The sequence below is a fragment of the Algimonas ampicilliniresistens genome, from assembly GCF_030159955.1.
Classification (GTDB): Bacteria; Pseudomonadota; Alphaproteobacteria; order Caulobacterales; family Maricaulaceae; genus Litorimonas; species Litorimonas ampicilliniresistens.
Genome location: NZ_BSNK01000001.1, coordinates 458,180 through 474,621 on the forward strand (window position 1 = coordinate 458,180; position 16,442 = coordinate 474,621).

11 protein-coding genes are annotated in these 16,442 nt (G+C 53.4%); 10 read left to right on the forward strand and 1 reads right to left on the reverse strand.

Features of this window, described 5'->3' with window-relative positions; genetic code table 11:
• Window positions 1-310: 310 nt before the first annotated feature.
• The 9 genes from QQL54_RS02015 (at window position 311) to QQL54_RS02055 (ending at window position 13,702) form a co-directional block, all read left to right on the forward strand.
• On the forward strand, window positions 311-3,373 hold the full coding sequence (locus tag QQL54_RS02015) for a TonB-dependent receptor (RefSeq protein ID WP_284386993.1): 3,063 nt from the start codon (window positions 311-313) through the stop codon (window positions 3,371-3,373).
• A gap of 158 nt (window positions 3,374-3,531) precedes the next feature.
• Complete coding sequence (locus tag QQL54_RS02020; protein ID WP_284386995.1) at window positions 3,532-4,305, forward strand: FadR/GntR family transcriptional regulator; 774 nt, start codon at window positions 3,532-3,534, stop codon at window positions 4,303-4,305.
• 175 nt (window positions 4,306-4,480) lie between these two features.
• Entirely contained in the window at window positions 4,481-6,742 is a 2,262-nt protein-coding gene (locus QQL54_RS02025; protein ID WP_284386998.1) for a polysaccharide lyase 6 family protein, read from the forward strand.
• A 1-nt stretch (window position 6,743) separates the two neighbouring features.
• The gene (locus tag QQL54_RS02030; protein ID WP_284387001.1) at window positions 6,744-8,906 is read left to right on the forward strand and encodes a heparinase II/III domain-containing protein; all 2,163 of its coding nucleotides are present in this window, start codon (window positions 6,744-6,746) and stop codon (window positions 8,904-8,906) included.
• Between the two features lie 2 nt (window positions 8,907-8,908).
• Window positions 8,909-10,252 carry an MFS transporter gene (locus QQL54_RS02035; RefSeq protein WP_284387003.1) on the forward strand — a complete coding sequence of 448 codons (1,344 nt, stop codon included), beginning with the start codon at window positions 8,909-8,911 and terminating at the stop codon, window positions 10,250-10,252.
• Window positions 10,253-10,263: 11 nt separating this feature from the next.
• Window positions 10,264-11,148, forward strand: a complete 885-nt coding sequence (locus tag QQL54_RS02040) for an NAD(P)-dependent oxidoreductase (RefSeq protein WP_284387005.1) — start codon at window positions 10,264-10,266, stop codon at window positions 11,146-11,148.
• 30 nt (window positions 11,149-11,178) lie between these two features.
• On the forward strand, window positions 11,179-12,000 hold the full coding sequence (locus QQL54_RS02045; RefSeq protein ID WP_284387007.1) for a hypothetical protein: 822 nt from the start codon (window positions 11,179-11,181) through the stop codon (window positions 11,998-12,000).
• A 9-nt stretch (window positions 12,001-12,009) separates the two neighbouring features.
• Entirely contained in the window at window positions 12,010-13,047 is a 1,038-nt protein-coding gene (locus QQL54_RS02050; RefSeq protein WP_284387010.1) for a sugar kinase, read from the forward strand.
• Window positions 13,048-13,072: 25 nt separating this feature from the next.
• On the forward strand, window positions 13,073-13,702 hold the full coding sequence (locus QQL54_RS02055) for a bifunctional 4-hydroxy-2-oxoglutarate aldolase/2-dehydro-3-deoxy-phosphogluconate aldolase (protein WP_284387012.1): 630 nt from the start codon (window positions 13,073-13,075) through the stop codon (window positions 13,700-13,702).
• A gap of 457 nt (window positions 13,703-14,159) precedes the next feature.
• Here the strand turns inward: QQL54_RS02055 and QQL54_RS02060 are convergent, their stop codons facing one another.
• Window positions 14,160-15,086, reverse strand: a complete 927-nt coding sequence (locus QQL54_RS02060; RefSeq protein ID WP_284387014.1) for an alpha/beta hydrolase — start codon at window positions 15,084-15,086, stop codon at window positions 14,160-14,162.
• 74 nt (window positions 15,087-15,160) lie between these two features.
• Between QQL54_RS02060 and QQL54_RS02065 the strand changes: the two genes are divergently transcribed.
• Window positions 15,161-16,393 carry an aminotransferase class V-fold PLP-dependent enzyme gene (locus QQL54_RS02065; RefSeq protein WP_284387015.1) on the forward strand — a complete coding sequence of 411 codons (1,233 nt, stop codon included), beginning with the start codon at window positions 15,161-15,163 and terminating at the stop codon, window positions 16,391-16,393.
• The last annotated feature ends 49 nt before the right edge of the window (window positions 16,394-16,442 follow it).

Sequence of the window (16,442 nt, forward strand, 5' to 3'; positions counted from 1 at the left end):
GTCGTACTCAGCGGAACATTGTCTAAAATTACTCCGCGATGTTCGTGAAATAGCGCGAGCTCATATTAAGGCTAAAGCGATGAACATCAGAATAATCTGGTCGCGTCAGCTTTCCCAGATAGCCCCTTCAGATCAGCCAACATCTTGATCTGAAAGTCTGACTTGAGTTGCGTGGTATATCGGCAACACATTCCAGAAATCGTTATTGGTCCTACCAATATTTCCCTTATCGGTAATATATAATGGTTGACATATTTTCACTATCTGGTCCACACCGCCGCAAAAGACATTTAGATCTTGGGGAATTGTTATGATGAATCGCAAATCGCTTGTGAAAACCGCCTTGGCTTCAGCGTCGCTTCTTGCGCTGGCTACATCTGTCTACGCGCAGGACTCTAGCGAAGTCGGAGATGAGGTTATTGCGACCGGCATTCGTCAAGCGCTTGAAAATGCGTTGGTAGAGCAACGGAATGCACCGAGCCTGACGGAAGTCATTCTCGCAGAAGATATTGGTAAACTGCCAGATCAGAACTTGGCGGAGGTTTTGGAGAATTTGACGGGTGTCCAGATCACACGCCAGGCAGGCGTTGGTACGGGCGTTCAAATTCGAGGCACCGATGACAACCGTATCGAAGTCAATGGTGTTGCAACCGTTGGTGCGGGTAATGCGCGCGGTGGTATTAGTTTTGAGGACATCAGCGCATCGATCATCGCTGGAGTTGAGGTCATTAAGGCCCCGGAAGCTAAAACGACTGAAGGGTCTGTCGGTGGGACAATTAATCTGCGCACGATACGACCTCTCCAGCTGAAAGACACTTTGGCCTCTATCACCCTTGAGGGCGAAAGCAGTAGCCTAACGACTGACGGGACAACACCACGCGTTTCGGGTGCTCTTGGTAAAAAATGGGACACTAAAACCGGAGAGTTTGGTGCGGTCCTCAGCGGTAGTTACACGCGGTCGGATGTAAGCGCTTTCCGTCCTCGTCTTGATCGCGACAACCCGACTGATTGTTCTAATGGATCGACGACTTGTCCCGCTGGCGCGTCCCATTTTCTTGGTGTGCAATTCTTGAATCAGGTCCAGATCAATCAGGAGTATGAAACGCTGAACTTGGCCGGATCACTAGAGTTTGCGCCGAACGACAATTTGAAGTTCTATTTGGACGGCATCTATAATGATCAAGAGCGTCGACAAGAAAGCTCTCGAGTTCAGGTGTCCAATATCAGTCGGCTCAATGGACGCTCCGATGGTGCGGATGGTTTATTCTCGAATTTTGAAACCTTTGATACCTTCGATCTAGGTGTGGTGCAGGGAGCAAACGGTCCTCAAGATCTCGGCAGTATTTTGGCTGTCACGTCAGGCACGTTCAGGCCTCAGCAGTTAAGCGATGCCACCGTCGACCGCGGGGCTCCATTCCTACGGGGGTCCATGGATTCAGGATCGCGTTTGACCGATAGTTCGATCATTCGATTTGGAGGGGAATATGATAAAGGCCCGCTTTCACTGAATGCGGAATTCTCCAGAGTAAAATCCGATACAGTCAATCCGAATTTGTCGCTCACACTTAATTTTATCAATCCGAATTCGGATAGATTTGGTTCGCGAGATGAAAACGGTACCCCGATCAGGTTTGACCTACGTGACGGGATTGCTTTCGGGATCGATTCTGCCAGTCCTTTTGCTCCAAGTGTCCAAGACCTGCTTAATCCGGCAAACTATGTGATGGATAACGGTGGTACTTACAGTGCAAACGTCCGAGAGAATTCGGAGAACACATTCCGTATCGACGCAAGCTATGATTTTGACACGTCCTTTATAAGCTCGGTAGATTTTGGTCTTCGCCATAATAATCGTACCAGTCTTAGGGATGATCGGTCAGCGAGTGCTGGCGGTACGAGCAATTTCTTCAACAGCCTGAATGGGGCTGCCGTCGCGGGTCTTCTGACGCCAATCCCTGACAACTTTGGGGATGGGACCGGAAACAGCTTGTTTATCCGGGATGTATTGCATTTTAATCCAGAACTTGCGGCTGACCCAGAGGCGTTCGTGGCAACAATTAATGCGGCAATTGCCTCTGAGGGTGTTTCGCAAAATCCGATCAGTACGACATTAGTGTCATCAGAGCTCGCCTTCTTCGACATTGAGGAGAAGACAACGGCCTTGTATGCCCAAGCGAATTTTGAACGCGGTATCTTCCGCGGTAATGCAGGTCTGCGCTACGTTAAAACTGACTTTAACTCGATTAGTAATGAGAGAGTTTTTGATGCCGTTGGGGCCCCGTCTACAAATCAAGTAAACGGAAACAGCTCGTATGATTTCTTGTTACCCCGTGTGAACTTGGCGGTAGACGTTAACGAAGACATTGTCCTGCGCGGCGCCTATTCCAAAGACATAAATCGTCCTGACTTTCAGTTCCTAACGGCTGCGCGAACATTCCCGGGTAGGGGCGGCGTGAACGATGTCTCCAGAGTCGGTAATCCTGATTTGAAGCCGGAAGAAGTCGAATCCTTTGACGTGTCGGCGTCGTGGTATTTCGCCCCAGCAAGTCTCGTGAGTGTGGGCTACTTTCATAAAACGCGTAGCTCTCTATTCGGTGATCTTATTGATCAGCCAGGATCACTCGCCAATGGAGATCGTGAACAAGTCGATATTTTCGGAAGAAATGGCGGGCAAGTGAATAGTGCCAATAATGGTGCTCCCTGTGCGCTTGGCGGTGTCTTTAGCGAGAATACGGACGCGGGCATCTTTGGTTCAGGTCGAGGCGTTTGTGTTGGAGATTCGACCAGGTTCAACGCTGGAGGGTCGACCACTCAATCAGGTATTGAGATGGCCTTCCAATATAACCTTGGAGAATTTGAAGATAGGCTCGGTTGGGCATCTGGTTTTGGTGTGATCGCTAATTACACGCATCAGATAGAAGACACGAACACTGGCTTTATCAACATCGGTGAGACACGGGCTCAGAACATCTTCGCGTTGCAGGGATTTGACCCTGTTACGAATCCTGTGAGCCGTGAAGCTGCAACTTTATTGAACCTGTCCAAGGACGCTTACAATCTCACGGCGTTCTATGAGAAATATGGCTTGTCCGCGAGGGTGCGTTATACATGGCGTAGTGCTTACAGAACGAATGACTTGCCTGGGACGAGCAACGTATTTGATCCGCTCGGTTTCCGGGGTGTTGCAGAAGCGAGAGGGCAGCTAAATGCCAGCGCTAGCTATGATGTGAACGACAAATTGTCTGTTAGCGTAGATGCCGTCAATCTCACCAAATCGGATGCGCCGATATCTTGTGTCAACGAAGGGGCCTTGTTGTGCTACCAAGGCATCACTGATCGACGTGTAATCTTCGGCGTAACTTACGATTTCTAGTCCGATAACGCCTGTGTTGATCTGTTCATCTCACAGTATAAAATAGATCGTCACGCCTGCCGTGACGATCTGAATGCCGCCTTACCTTGCGCAGCTTCCTGTCCTTTGGAAGTTGCGCTTTTCTTTTGCCGCAAAATTGGTAAGGGTGATTTTGTATATTGGTCAAGATTGGTATAAGGATTATGGTAGAGAAGCGGTTGTATCATACGGTTGCGAACAAGATCCTGGAGCTGATCGATTCCGGCGTTTTCCCACCTGGTAGCCGCTTGCCGGGCGAGCGTGACCTAGCGACGAAATTCGAGGTGAGCCGTGTCGCGGTCCGCGAAGCAGAAATCGCTTTGCAGGCGCAGGGTCGAATCGAAATTAAGGTCGGGTCAGGTGCTTATGTGCTCGATAGTGGTAATCTTGCACTCAATGGTTTGCCCAAAGTTGGTCCTTTCGAATTAACCGAGGCTCGAGCACTATTTGAGGCGGAGTCAGCGGCTCTGGCCGCGCCTATTATTAGCGATGATGCAATTGCCGAACTTGAAAATTACATCGAGATTATGTCTGGTCGTGTTGTTGGGGAAATGACCCCAGATGAGGCGGATTCTGCATTTCACAACGCAATCGCCCGGGCGACGAACAATCACGCGATCATGTTCGTAATAGAAAGTATGTGGAAAATGCGGACCGAAGCCGCGCAATTGCAAACCGTTTATAAGTCAGTTTGCGATCGTGACTCCAGCCACCGCGAGGACGAACATCAGGCTATTGTCGAAGCGTTAAAGCGCCGAAATTCTTCCGACGCCCGTTCTGCTATGCGTGCACATTTCACACGTATGATCGATGCGCTTTTGGAAGCATCGGAAGAGCAGGCCTATGCTGAGGTCAAGCGTCAAGCTGCGGAAAGTCGATCACGTTATATGCTTACCAAACAGCTCGACCGCTAAGCATACCAATTAATATAAATTGGTTCGTTTAATCGGTTGACTTTCAAGGGGGCATGCTAAAAGACTATTCCCAGATGCGGGCGAAGCCGCACATAAGGGGATGCGAGTGAAGCGCAGGGTTTACGGTTATAGATCTATACCGAACGGCAAGTTTCGCCGCTCATGCGCGTCTGCGATGACACTTGCGGTCTACGGACTGGCCTTGGCGGCCTGTCAGCCTTCAGAGGGGGCGCTAAGTCCGCAACAAACCCTCACATCTGCACCTCAGCTAAGTGTCATTGTCGAAGATATGGTCGCCCTCACGTCGGCTATCGAAACGGCTAAGCCGGGCGATGCGATTGTCCTCGCGAATGGTGTATGGACTGATGCCGAAATCCTTTTCACGGGAAGCGGAACTGCGGATTCTCCTATTACGCTTCGCGCGGAAACACCCGGTCAGGTCATTTTGTCAGGACAATCCAATCTGCGCTTGGCAGGTGATTATCTCATAGTTGATGGTCTGGTCTTTCGGGATGGTTTCACGCCGACAAGCAGCGTCATTGAATTCCGTCGTTCTTATACGGAGCTCGCCAACAACTCGGTCGTCCGTAACACAGTTATCGATGGCTTCTCCAACCCGGAGCGATTTGAAACCGATAGCTGGGTCATGATGTATGGCCGTAACAATCGGTTCGAGAATAATCACCTTGCCGGAAAAGGTAATCAGGGCGTGACAATGGCGGTTCGTCTGAACTCGGAAGCGAGCCAGAAAAATGGCCATGTCATCGCCAATAACTATTTTGGTCCGCGTCCCAATCTTGGATCTAATGGCGGCGAAACTCTCCGTATCGGGACCAGCCATCATTCGCTCTCGGACTCCCTAACGGTTGTAGAGAATAATGTATTCGACCGGACGAATGGCGAATTAGAAGTCATTTCCGTCAAATCGGGCCGAAACGAATTACGTGGCAATACGTTCCTTGCTGCGCGCGGTACACTGACCATGCGGCATGGAAACAATAACGTTATCGAACGCAATGTTTTCCTTGGTGATGGGGCGGATCATACAGGTGGTATTCGGGTTATTAATGCGGGCCAACAGGTCCGCGATAACTACATGGAGGCGCTAACGGGCACACGGTTTGGCGGGGCATTCACGATCATGAACGGCGTTCCGGACAGTCCGATCAATCGGTATCACCAAGTCCGCGATGCGGTTGTCGAGAATAACTCTATTATTGGATCAGATAGGATTCAGCTAGGCGCGGGTAGCGATACAGAGCGATCAGCGGCGCCGCAGGATAGCGTGTTTCAAAACAATTTGATCGCCCGTGAGGCCGAAGGGGCAGTCTTTCAGGTCTATGACGACATGTCTGGGATCACATTTACGAGTAACGTCGTTGCCGGACCTGGTGACCCAGTGTTCGATGAGGGATTCACGCGTAAGCCATTTAATCTCTCGCGTGAGGCTAATGGTTTGCTCTATCCGCCTTCTGATGTTTCGGCGGGTGCCCCGCGCGATTTGGTCGTGACCACCTTGAGCGATGTTGGGGTAGACTGGTATCCTAAAGCGCCCGCCACTGTCGCGTTCGGATCAGGCAAAATTCTATACGTGCCGGCCGAGGAAGGCGCCATTCTGGCCGCCCTCAACTCTGCAGAGCCGGGTGATGTTCTCTCCCTAGCCGCTGGTCGTCATCAGGTCCGAAAGACATTGAAACTCGATGTTCCGATCACTGTGAGTGGCAATGATGCCGCGACAATTTCGTTTGAACGCTCAGCTTTGTTTCAGATTGAAAATGGTGGAAGTCTGCGCCTTGAAGGTCTCAAAATTACGGGTGAAGATGCTCCGGATATGGTTGGTAACGCCCTGATCCGTACTAGCCCGTATGCGATGACCATGAACTACCGCCTCGAGATCGTGGACAGTGTGGTTGAGGCCCTTGATGTAAACCGCTTCTTCGATGTTGTGCGCGGGGCTAAGGGCACGATGGCGGACTATATACGCGTCGAGGGTTCGGCGTTTCGCGACATATCCGGTTCCGTCTTCAAGCTGGATGCGGAGCGCGATGATTTCGGGCGTTACAATGCCGAATATGTCACGGTCAGGAACTCCTCATTTGAGGGCGTGCAGGGTCCTCTCGCCGCTCTCTATCGGGGTGGACGTGATGAGAGCACATTTGGGCCCCATTTTTCTTTGTCCAACTCGGAACTCACTGACGTTGGCAATGGCGGACGCAATGCGCTCGGCACCTCTCTTTGGCTCCACGGTGTGCAGGATACGGACATAAGCGGAAACACGTTTGCCAATAGTCCAGCCTTCAAGATCGATCATACTGTCGGCGAACCGCAAACGGATATCACGAAGAACCGTTTTGAGGCTGTGCCGGCTCCAGAGGTGATGGAAATCACGAGCGGACTGCCGCCCCAAGCGCGCATAGGCGAGAACGAGGGTCTGTAGGATGCGAACTCATCTTCTCATAGCCACAGCTGTGTTCGCCGTTTCGTCTTGCATTGCCCCTCAGACGGTCTCGTCCCCAACGTCTGAGGCGACCAACTCGGCGTCCAACCTTTACGACAAAGTTCTATCGGAAACGCGCGCGCGACTCGACTCCGCCATCGGAAATCCGATCGATGTGCCAGTGCCTCTAGATGCAGGCGGCGGTTACACGCACGAACAGCACAAACGTAACGCGAAAGCTATATATCAGGCAGGCCTGCTTTATGAAGCTACGGGCGAACGTAAATACCTCGATCATGCTGTTCGTTTGCTCGATTCCTATGTGGAACTGTACCCAACGCTCGGTCTGCACCCAAAGCAGAAGGAACAAACCCCGGGTCGCTTGTTTTGGCAGAGCCTGAACGAAGCTTGGTGGTTGGTCTACACGATACAGGGCTACGAGATCATCCGTGACGATCTTGCCGATGATAAGCGCGGAGAGATCGAGAGCGAATTGATCCGTCCCATGGCGGAGTTTCTATCCGAGGGTCAGCCGCAAACCTTTGACAAGGTTCATAATCATGGCACTTGGGCGACCGCAGCTGTGGGCATGACAGGATATGTGCTCGGCGATCAGAGCTACGTCGAAAAGGCGTTGCTGGGTCTCGATCGGTCCGGGACGGGCGGCTTCCTGCGGCAGTTGGACGAACTGTTCTCACCGGACGGCTATTATAACGAAGGGCCTTACTATCAACGTTTCGCGTTGATGCCTTTCGTTTTGTTCGGTCAGGCCATCCAAGCAAACGAACCAGAGCGCGGCATTTTCGAGCGGCGTGACGGTATCCTCGAAAAAGCGATCCTGTCCACTATACACCAGAACTATGCTGGGCTGTTCTTCCCGATCAACGATGCCATCAAGGACAAAGGGATCGCGACGCAGGAACTGCTCTACGGTGTTGCTGTCGCCTATGAGTTGAGTGGCGATCCGGCTTTGCTCTCAGTGGTGGCGGAACAAGGCCGTGTTGTGCCGACTGAAGGCGGCCGCCAATTGGCGACCGATCTTTCTGCAGGAAAAGCTGAGCCATTTCCCTATCAGTCCATGCGCCTTCGCGACGGCGCGAATGGCGATCAAGGCGCGCTCGATGTGCTGCGCGCATCTGACGATCCAAACGGCTTTACGGCTGTTGTGAAGAATACAAGCCAAGGCTTGGGCCACGGTCATTTTGACAAGATGGGTTTGCTCGTATTCGACCGCGGATCAGAGATTCTACGCGATTACGGCGCTGCGCGCTTTCTCAACATCGAAGCCAAATATGGCGGCCACTATCTACGTGAGAACGACGCCTACGCCAAACAAACCATTGCGCATAATGCGCTAGTTGTTGACCGCACGTCGCATTTTGGTGGCGTGACCGAGGAGGGCAACAAACACAGGCCAGACATTGGCGACTTCGTGATCGGCGAACGGATCAGCGCGACGTCGGCCTCAATTGATAAGGCTTATCCAGCCGTCACTCTCACGCGTACCGTCGCGCTCGTGAATGATCCTGCACTCGAGGCGCCTGTGCTGATTGATCTTGTAAGAGGCGCCGGTGAAGGTCTGCACGACTTCGACTTGCCCTGGCATTATAACGGCCAGCTCGTGGAAACGAATTACACGATCGATGCCGATACGATCGCGCGCGCACCGCTGGGTGATCAAGCCGGATATCAATATCTCTGGAAAGTCGGTGAGGCAGAATTGCCAAACGCTCAAGCTCAGACAACCCTCTTGCTCGACAACCGTTTCTATAGCCTGACGAGTGCCGTGCCCGAGGGCACACATGTTCTACTGGCAGAGCTCGGAGCGAATGACCCGGACTTTAATTTGCGCCGTGAACCTGCGCTGATCCTGCGTACGCCTCTTAGCCGTTCGGCCAGTTTCGCGACCGTGATTGAACCGCATGGAGAGTATAACGGAATCGACGAATTCACGCTCGCCTCACACAGCCAGATCGAGCGCGTTGAACATGTCGAGGGCGACGGCATGGATGTAGTGCAGCTTCACCTAAAATCGGGCGAGACGGTCAGCGTTGGGCTGGCGGGCAAGTCGGGATCATCCGAACAACACATAATGCAGACCGACAGTGGCGCAGTGAGCTGGACCGGACCTTACGAGGTCATCGGTTCAGACCAAGGGGAATAGATATGGCAGAGACTGAGGTAAAGAAGACTGCGGGTGGAGTTGATCCTGCGCCCCGCCGTGCGGGTGGAAACTTGCGCTGGGCTGTTGTTGGTCTTGTCGCTTTGGCGACTGTCATCAATTATATTGATCGCGGCGCGCTGGGCGTGTTGTGGCCAGAAATCAAGGCGGAATTTGGGTTCTCGAACCAAGACTACGCCAATATTTTCACGGTCTTCGTGCTTGCCTATGCGTTTGGCCAGACAATCTTTGGTAAGATTTTTGATTGGCTCGGAACGCGCATAGGTTTTGTGCTGTCGATCGGAGCTTGGTCTATTGCAACAGCGTTGCATGCTTTCGCCAGTAGCGTGCTCACATTCGGATTGTTCCGAGGTATTCTCGGGGTTTCCGAAGCAGGCAATTGGCCCGGTGCTGCAAAAGCCAACGCCGAATGGTTCCCGGTCAATGAGCGTGCTTTCGCCCAGGGCATTTTCAACTCGGGCGCGGCCATTGGTGGTATCGTTTCGCCGCCGCTCTTGGCTCTGCTGGCCGCGTTTCTCGGCTGGAAGGCGATCTTCATCTGTATTGGTCTTGTTGGCCTGTTGTGGCTTATCCCCTGGCTAATCGTGTACAAATCCAAGCCTGAGAGCCACCCATGGCTGAGCGAGTCGGAACGCGAATATATTCTGTCCGGACAGCTCACGATGTCGGATACAGGTGAAGATCTAGGTTATAGTCCGACAACTGGAGAGATGCTGGGTCGCCGTCAGACTTGGGGCGCGATCCTATCGGCCATGTTCATCGACCCGATCTGGTGGTTGTTCGTCGCGTGGATTCCGATCTACCTCATCGACACTTTCGGTTTCAATGTGAAGGAAATCGGCCTCTATGCTTGGGTGCCCTATGTAGGCGCGATGTTTGGTGCGTGGTTTGGTGGCCTTCTAGCCCAAAACCGATTGAACTCGGGTTGGTCAGTTGACCGAACACGCAAGACGGTCATCACATTAGGTGGTGCGATCATGCTTCCAGCGTTGCTTGGCATGTCGGTCGCATCCACACCGATCCTCGCCGTGTTGATCATGGCCGTTATCCTGTTCGGTTTCCAAACAGCGATCGGCAATATTCAGACATTACCAAGCGATCTCTATAGCCAGAAGTCCGTTGGATCGCTCGCAGGATATGCCGGGACAGCTGCCAAGCTTGCCGCAGCAGGTCTTGTCTGGCTCGTGCCGCGCTTGACGGAAACGAGCTACATGCCAGCCTTTATAATCGGAGCGATCCTAGCCGTGTCAGCAGTCGCTAGCGTCTGGATCTTCATCCCTAAAATCGAACCCCTGCAGCCGCGTCACGGCTCCGACAAAACTTCGTAAAGGAACACGATATGTCCAAACCTGTCATTGGCTTTATTGGCCTCGGCCTCATGGGCGGCAATATGGTCGAGAACCTACAAAAACGAGGTTTTGAAGTTGTCGTCATGGACCTCAACAAGGACGCCGTCGCTAAGGTTCTCGAGCGCGGAAACGCACGAGAGGCAAGCTCGCCAAAAGAACTGGCAGAGGCTTGCGATATCGTCGAGCTTTGCCTCACCACGTCCGCGGTCGTCGAAAAGATTGTCTATGGCGAAAACGGGCTGCTCGCAGGGTTCAAATCCGGCTCGGTTCTTATCGACTTCGGCACGTCCATTCCGGCGTCGACAAAGAAAATCGGCGCAGACCTCGCTAAAAAGGGCGTTGGGATGCTCGACGCGCCTCTGGGCCGTACGCCCGCCCATGCCAAGGATGGCCTGCTGAACATCATGGCGGCTGGCGATAAGGATACGTTTGAGAAGTTTGAGCCGATACTCAAGGAGCAGGGCGAGAACGTCTTCTATCTGGGTGATCTCGGCGCAGGCCACACGACCAAGTTGATCAATAATTTCATGGGGATGACAACAGTCTGCGCCATGTCTCAAGCATTCGCGGTCGCCAAGCTCGCTGGGGTCGATCGCCAACAACTCTACGACATCATGTCAGCCGGTCCGTCTAACTCGCCCTTCATGCGGTTCTGTAAGAATTATGCGGTCGATGATGTCAGCGACCTCGGCTTCTCTATCAACAACGCCAACAAAGATCTGGGCTACTTCGTACAGATGGTTTCTGACCTAAACTCGCAGACATCCATAGGGGAGGCCACGTCGGCCAACCTGAAGGCGGCTGTGGAAGCCGGCATGGGCGATGGAAATGTGCCGGAGATCTTCGATTATTTCGTTGGCCTAAAGGACAGCTAGTCGCGTGGGCCGTAGACTGAGACCGCAGCCATGAGCCTCACAGAAATGCAGTCAGGCAAGCTGTCAACCGCGCTCGTGGCAGCGCGAGCGGGGCAGAAAGCGACTGACAGTTTTCCTGGCGACGTACCCGCAACGCCTAAAGCCGCCTATGCCGTTCAGCATGCCGGAATTCGTGAACGCGGCCACGGACTGGCGGGGTTCAAAGTCGGCGGCGTGCCCCCCGAATTTGCAGATGCTTTTCCTGGCGGATGGCTCGCGGGGCCCGTCTCAGATAGGCAGGTTTACCGAGTAGAGGACGGCGGCACGGTTGATGTGCCCGCGTTCGATGGCGGCATGGCGGCTTATGAGGCAGAGTTCATATTGACATTATCGGGTCTCGAAGCGCTCGATGGCCCCGTGGAGACACTGGAATCTGCGCGAGACTTTATCTCGGCAATAAACATAGGGGCTGAGATCGCAGGCTCCCCCTTTCGCGGCACGAATGCGCTCGGCCCCGGCGCGATCATTGCCGATTTCGGTGTGCAAGGCGGGGTGATCGTTGGCCCGAAAGTCGAGCTATCCGAGATGGGGAGATTGGATGCGTCTAAAGTCGTCGTTACGATCGACGCGGATGCGTCTTTCACGGCTTATCCGCGCCTTGACGCTCAGGGTCCGTTCGGCGCGCTTCGCTTCCTATTAAACCACATCCAAACCCTACCGGATAACATTCAAGTGCCGGACAGCCTGCTTCTCTCCTCGGGTGCGATCACAGGCGTGCATCAGTCACGCACGGACACGTCTGCGACGTTCGACTTTGGCCGGTACGGCCGTTTCACTGTTCGTCTCTTCCCTCACACCCAATCCACAGATTGAGCTAAAAAAATGACCGACTTTCTTTCCTTCGGCGAAATCATGCTACGCTTGCGCTCGCCCGGTTATGAGCGCTTTTTCCAATCACCTTCCCTTGAGGCGACCTTTGGAGGCGGCGAGGCGAATGTTGCCGTGTCGCTCTGCAATTATGGACTCGATGCGGGGTTTATCTCCGCTCTACCAGACAATGATATTGGACAGGCCGCGATCAACCAGCTCCGTGGACTTGGCGTGGACACGTCCAATGTGTTGCGTCAGGGCGACCGTGTCGGGATTTACTTTCTCGAGACAGGTGCGAACCAACGCGCGTCCAAGGTTATTTACGACCGCGCGCATAGCTCGATCGGTCAGTGCAAGCCCGGTGACTTTGATTGGCCCGCAATTTTCAAGGGTGCGAAGTGGCTGCACATTACGGGCATCACCCCGGCACTGACGCAGGACTCTGCCGATCTGTCTATGGAGTGTGTGAAGGCGGCCCAAGCCGCAGGTCTTACAGTCTCCTGTGACTTCAATTTTCGTGGTAAGCTTTGGAAATACGGCAAGACCGCGCCGGATGTGATGCGCGACTTAGTGAAATATGTCGATGTCGGCATTGCCAATGAAGAGGATTGCCAGAAGTCGCTGGGCATTAGCGTTGATGTTGATGTGGAGAGCGGGTCTGGTCATCTCGACACATCCAAATACGAAGAGCTGACGTCAAAAGTGCTCGATATCTATCCCAACATGAAGACGATCGCGATCACACTGCGCGCAGCTGTGAACGCCAATGTGAATGGCTGGCAGGCCTGCATGCGTAACCGGGGGGGAGATTTCTTGCTCTCGAAAAAATACCAGCTCACCGATATCGTGGATCGCGTCGGTGGAGGCGATAGTTTCGCGTCGGCTTTCATCGCTGGGCTGACACTGCATGAAGAGCCACAGGATTCGCTCGATTTCGCGGTTGCGGGTTCCGCGCTCAAACACTCAGTGTTAGGGGACTTTAACCGCGTGTCCCGCGCCGAAGTTGAGGCTCTCATGGGCGGCGATGGCTCGGGTCGCGTGCAGCGCTAATTCTGTGGACCTGAAGGACCTCGCCATGACGGATATGATTGCCTCCCTCGAAGCTAAGCGCGTCGTCCCGCTCGTCCAATCGGACGATCCAGCGACGGCCCTTAAAATATCGGAAGCCCTCCTTGAGGGTGGTCTTGACGTGCTGGAAGTTGTGTTGCGCACGGACGCTGCACTCGATTGCCTAGAGGCTATCGCGAAGGAGTTTCCGCAGGCCCATGTTGGGGCGGGAACGGTGCTAAGCGCTGACCAATCCGAGGAGGTTATTCGCCGCGGTGCAACCTTCATCGTGTCGCCCGGCCTCGATCCAGCGTCTGTGAAAGTGGCGAAGGATGCAGGTGTGCCGATATTGCCTGGTGTCTCCACCGCGACTGAGCTTCAGCAAGCGTGGAACCTCGGCTTGCGGACCGTAAAGCTATTTCCCGCAAGTCTTGTTGGCGGTCCAAAGATGGCTAAGGCGCTGTCTTCGGTTTTTCGTGATGTTCGCTTCATGCCAACGGGCGGGGTTAGCCCCGCCAACCTCAAGGATTATCTCGCCGTACCGGCCGTTTTGGCGTGTGGCGGTTCTTGGCTAACCCCCAAGGACGCGATAACACGCGGCGACTTTGCCGCCATCACAAGCCTCGCTAAGGAGGCGGTCGCGATTGCGCAGTCCTGAAGGGAAGTCAGCGGAACTGCGACGCTCACATCGATCTCTAGCCACTTTCAACGAAGGGTAACTTGCGTCCGGCGCTGAGATTGGAGGCGGGAAAGTCGTGAATCTCGTCTGAAACGTAACTCTCTTAGACCTGTAACAGCCTCATACCCTGCGAACCTACGCAAACTAAAGGGTTATATCACAAGAGGTAGAATTCCGCTGTTCGCAAAAGAAAGGACTGGTGGTGGGTGCAGTCACTTGCGAACCAGTCTCGCACCAAATTCCCTGAAATACAGGGAATTTACAGGGAAAATACGTGATCTATAGGTTTTCGGATGAGACTGAGCGTCGAAACCGCCGGTAAATATAGGTTCTAGGGACAATTTCCCTGAAATGTGGATCAGGGAATTCGGCGTATGGAAGAGGGTAAAAATTTCACGACGTCAAAATTCTAATTCCATTTGTCTCGGTCAAGCGTCTACCGATTTACGTACGACTCTATCAATTTTGCCTGAACTTCGAACGCCTCGGTTCCGGGCGAGATGAGCTCGACATGGCCAGCGTTCCTGATTTCAATATAGTTGGCCTGTCCGCCAGCGGCGCGCACTGCCTTTGTAAAGCTTCTGCCAAGCTCTGGCGGCGCAATGCGATCCTTATCCCCGTTTACACTGATCAGTATGGCATCGACGGGCAACAGTTCAGTCGGTGACGTATCCGAAAATACCCTCAGCCGTCCTTCATCCGGTGATCCAGTAAGATCATCTATGATAGACCCAAGACAGCTTTCTAGCGTAACGGGTTCGGAAGCTTCCAGATCGGCCAGTCCGCCCGATATTATCACAGCCGCGAGCGGTGCGGTATGCCCGCTGCTGACGTCGCTATCAGATCGAAGGTTTGGCTGGGCTGCGAGCCAAGCTGCAAGGTGCCCGCCAGCAGAATGACCGATTGCAACAATCTGCTCGACAGCGAGTCCAAGTTTAGGACCTTTCTCAACCAGCATGTTGGTAGCCATGCTGACGTCCAGAAACGTGCCTGGATAACCGCCGCCAATTTCGTCCACACCGCGATATTCGATATTCCAGACGGCCAGCCCCCGCTGACGCAAATCTTCAGCTGCGTAGTTCATCAATGTTCGGTCAGCGATCGCTTTCTGCCAACAGCCACCGTGCACCATCAGTACGGCCGGATGGGGGCTAGGCCCGTCTGGTAGCCATAGGTCCGCGATCTGGGCAGGATTATCGCCGTAAGCATGTGTTGACGTCGGCTGAGGTAGGTCTCGGCTCGTCAAGTCACTCCACGTCATAAGCCGTACAGGAGACACTGAATCGACCGTTTCAGGCGCGTTTGCGCAGGCTGACATGAATATTGCCATTGTCATCAACGACACAGTAATGCGTATAGTCAAAACATCCTCCCATAGATCCCGTCTGTAAGTCTTAAGCTCCGGATGATTGTCTGCACAAGAATGGATTGATCATCATGCACGGTGTCGAGTTTCCGAAATCTCTGGCAGACGCTATTACGTTCGACGCAGAAGACCCGCTGGCGCCAACGCGATCTGAATTCGACTTGGATGAGGATATTACGTATCTAGTCGGCCATTCACTCGGCCCTCCCACACGGCGCGCACTGGACTGCCTTCGTAAAGCCGGAGAGGTGGAGTGGGCGTCAGGTCTTGTGGGGTCATGGAACACAGCAGGCTGGATTGATCTCCCCCCCACTGTCGGCGCACGCATTGCCCGGCTCATCGGCGTTGATGCTAGCGACGTCATCGTCTGCGACAGTGTTTCAATCAACCTATTCAAACTTGTCGGCGCTTTGATTGATCGCGAGGGCATGACCGGACGCATCATTGTTGAAGCCGGTGAGTTTCCAACCGATCAGTATATTCTACAACGTCTTGCACAATTTTCTGGCGTTGACTTTGTCCGTACTGAGCCTGGGGCCGGACCTGACAGTTTCGAAAGCGGCAGCGTTCTTGTGCGCAGCTTCGTCGATTATCGGACTGCCGCAATTTCAGATGTCGATGCCATTGAAAACTTGGCCCGCAAACATGGCAGCGCCGTCGTCTGGGACCTGAGTCATGCCACCGGAGTATTAGATCTGAAACTTGCCGACTGGGGCGTGAAATATGCTGTAGGATGTACGTATAAATACCTCAATGGCGGTCCCGGTGCGCCGGCTTTTATCTATGTTGATCGCGATCAAGTGGTTGATCTTGAAACACCTCTGGCTGGCTGGCTTGGCCATGCGCGTCCATTTGCCTTCGAAAAAATTTACGAACCGGGCGACGGCATAAAGCGATTTGTAGCGGGTACACCGCCTATCCTGTCAATGTCCGCTCTGAATGGCGCTCTCGACGTGTTCGATAGGGTCGCGCTTGGCGACGTTGAGAAAAAGGCGCAAAGGCTCGGTAACATGTGCCTCGCGGCTTTTTCACGACTTGGCCTGCCGTCATCCTCTCCGGCAATAGGAACAAACCGTGGGGGACATGTCAGTCTTAGTCATCCAGAGGGGTATGCTGTATCCCGAGCACTGGCAGAGCGAGGCTACAAAACCGATTTTAGACCCCCGACGACAATTAGATTTGGTCTGTCGCCCCTATTTCTTGGATATGAAGATGTCTGGAAAACGCTAGAAGCTCTGGAGGATGTTTTGAAAACGGAAGCCTATCGCGCATCACGATTTTCAATTCGCTCAAAAGTCACCTAAAATCATTTTCCCGGATGACATTGTCAGGAAGAAGTTTGCCCGAACAATG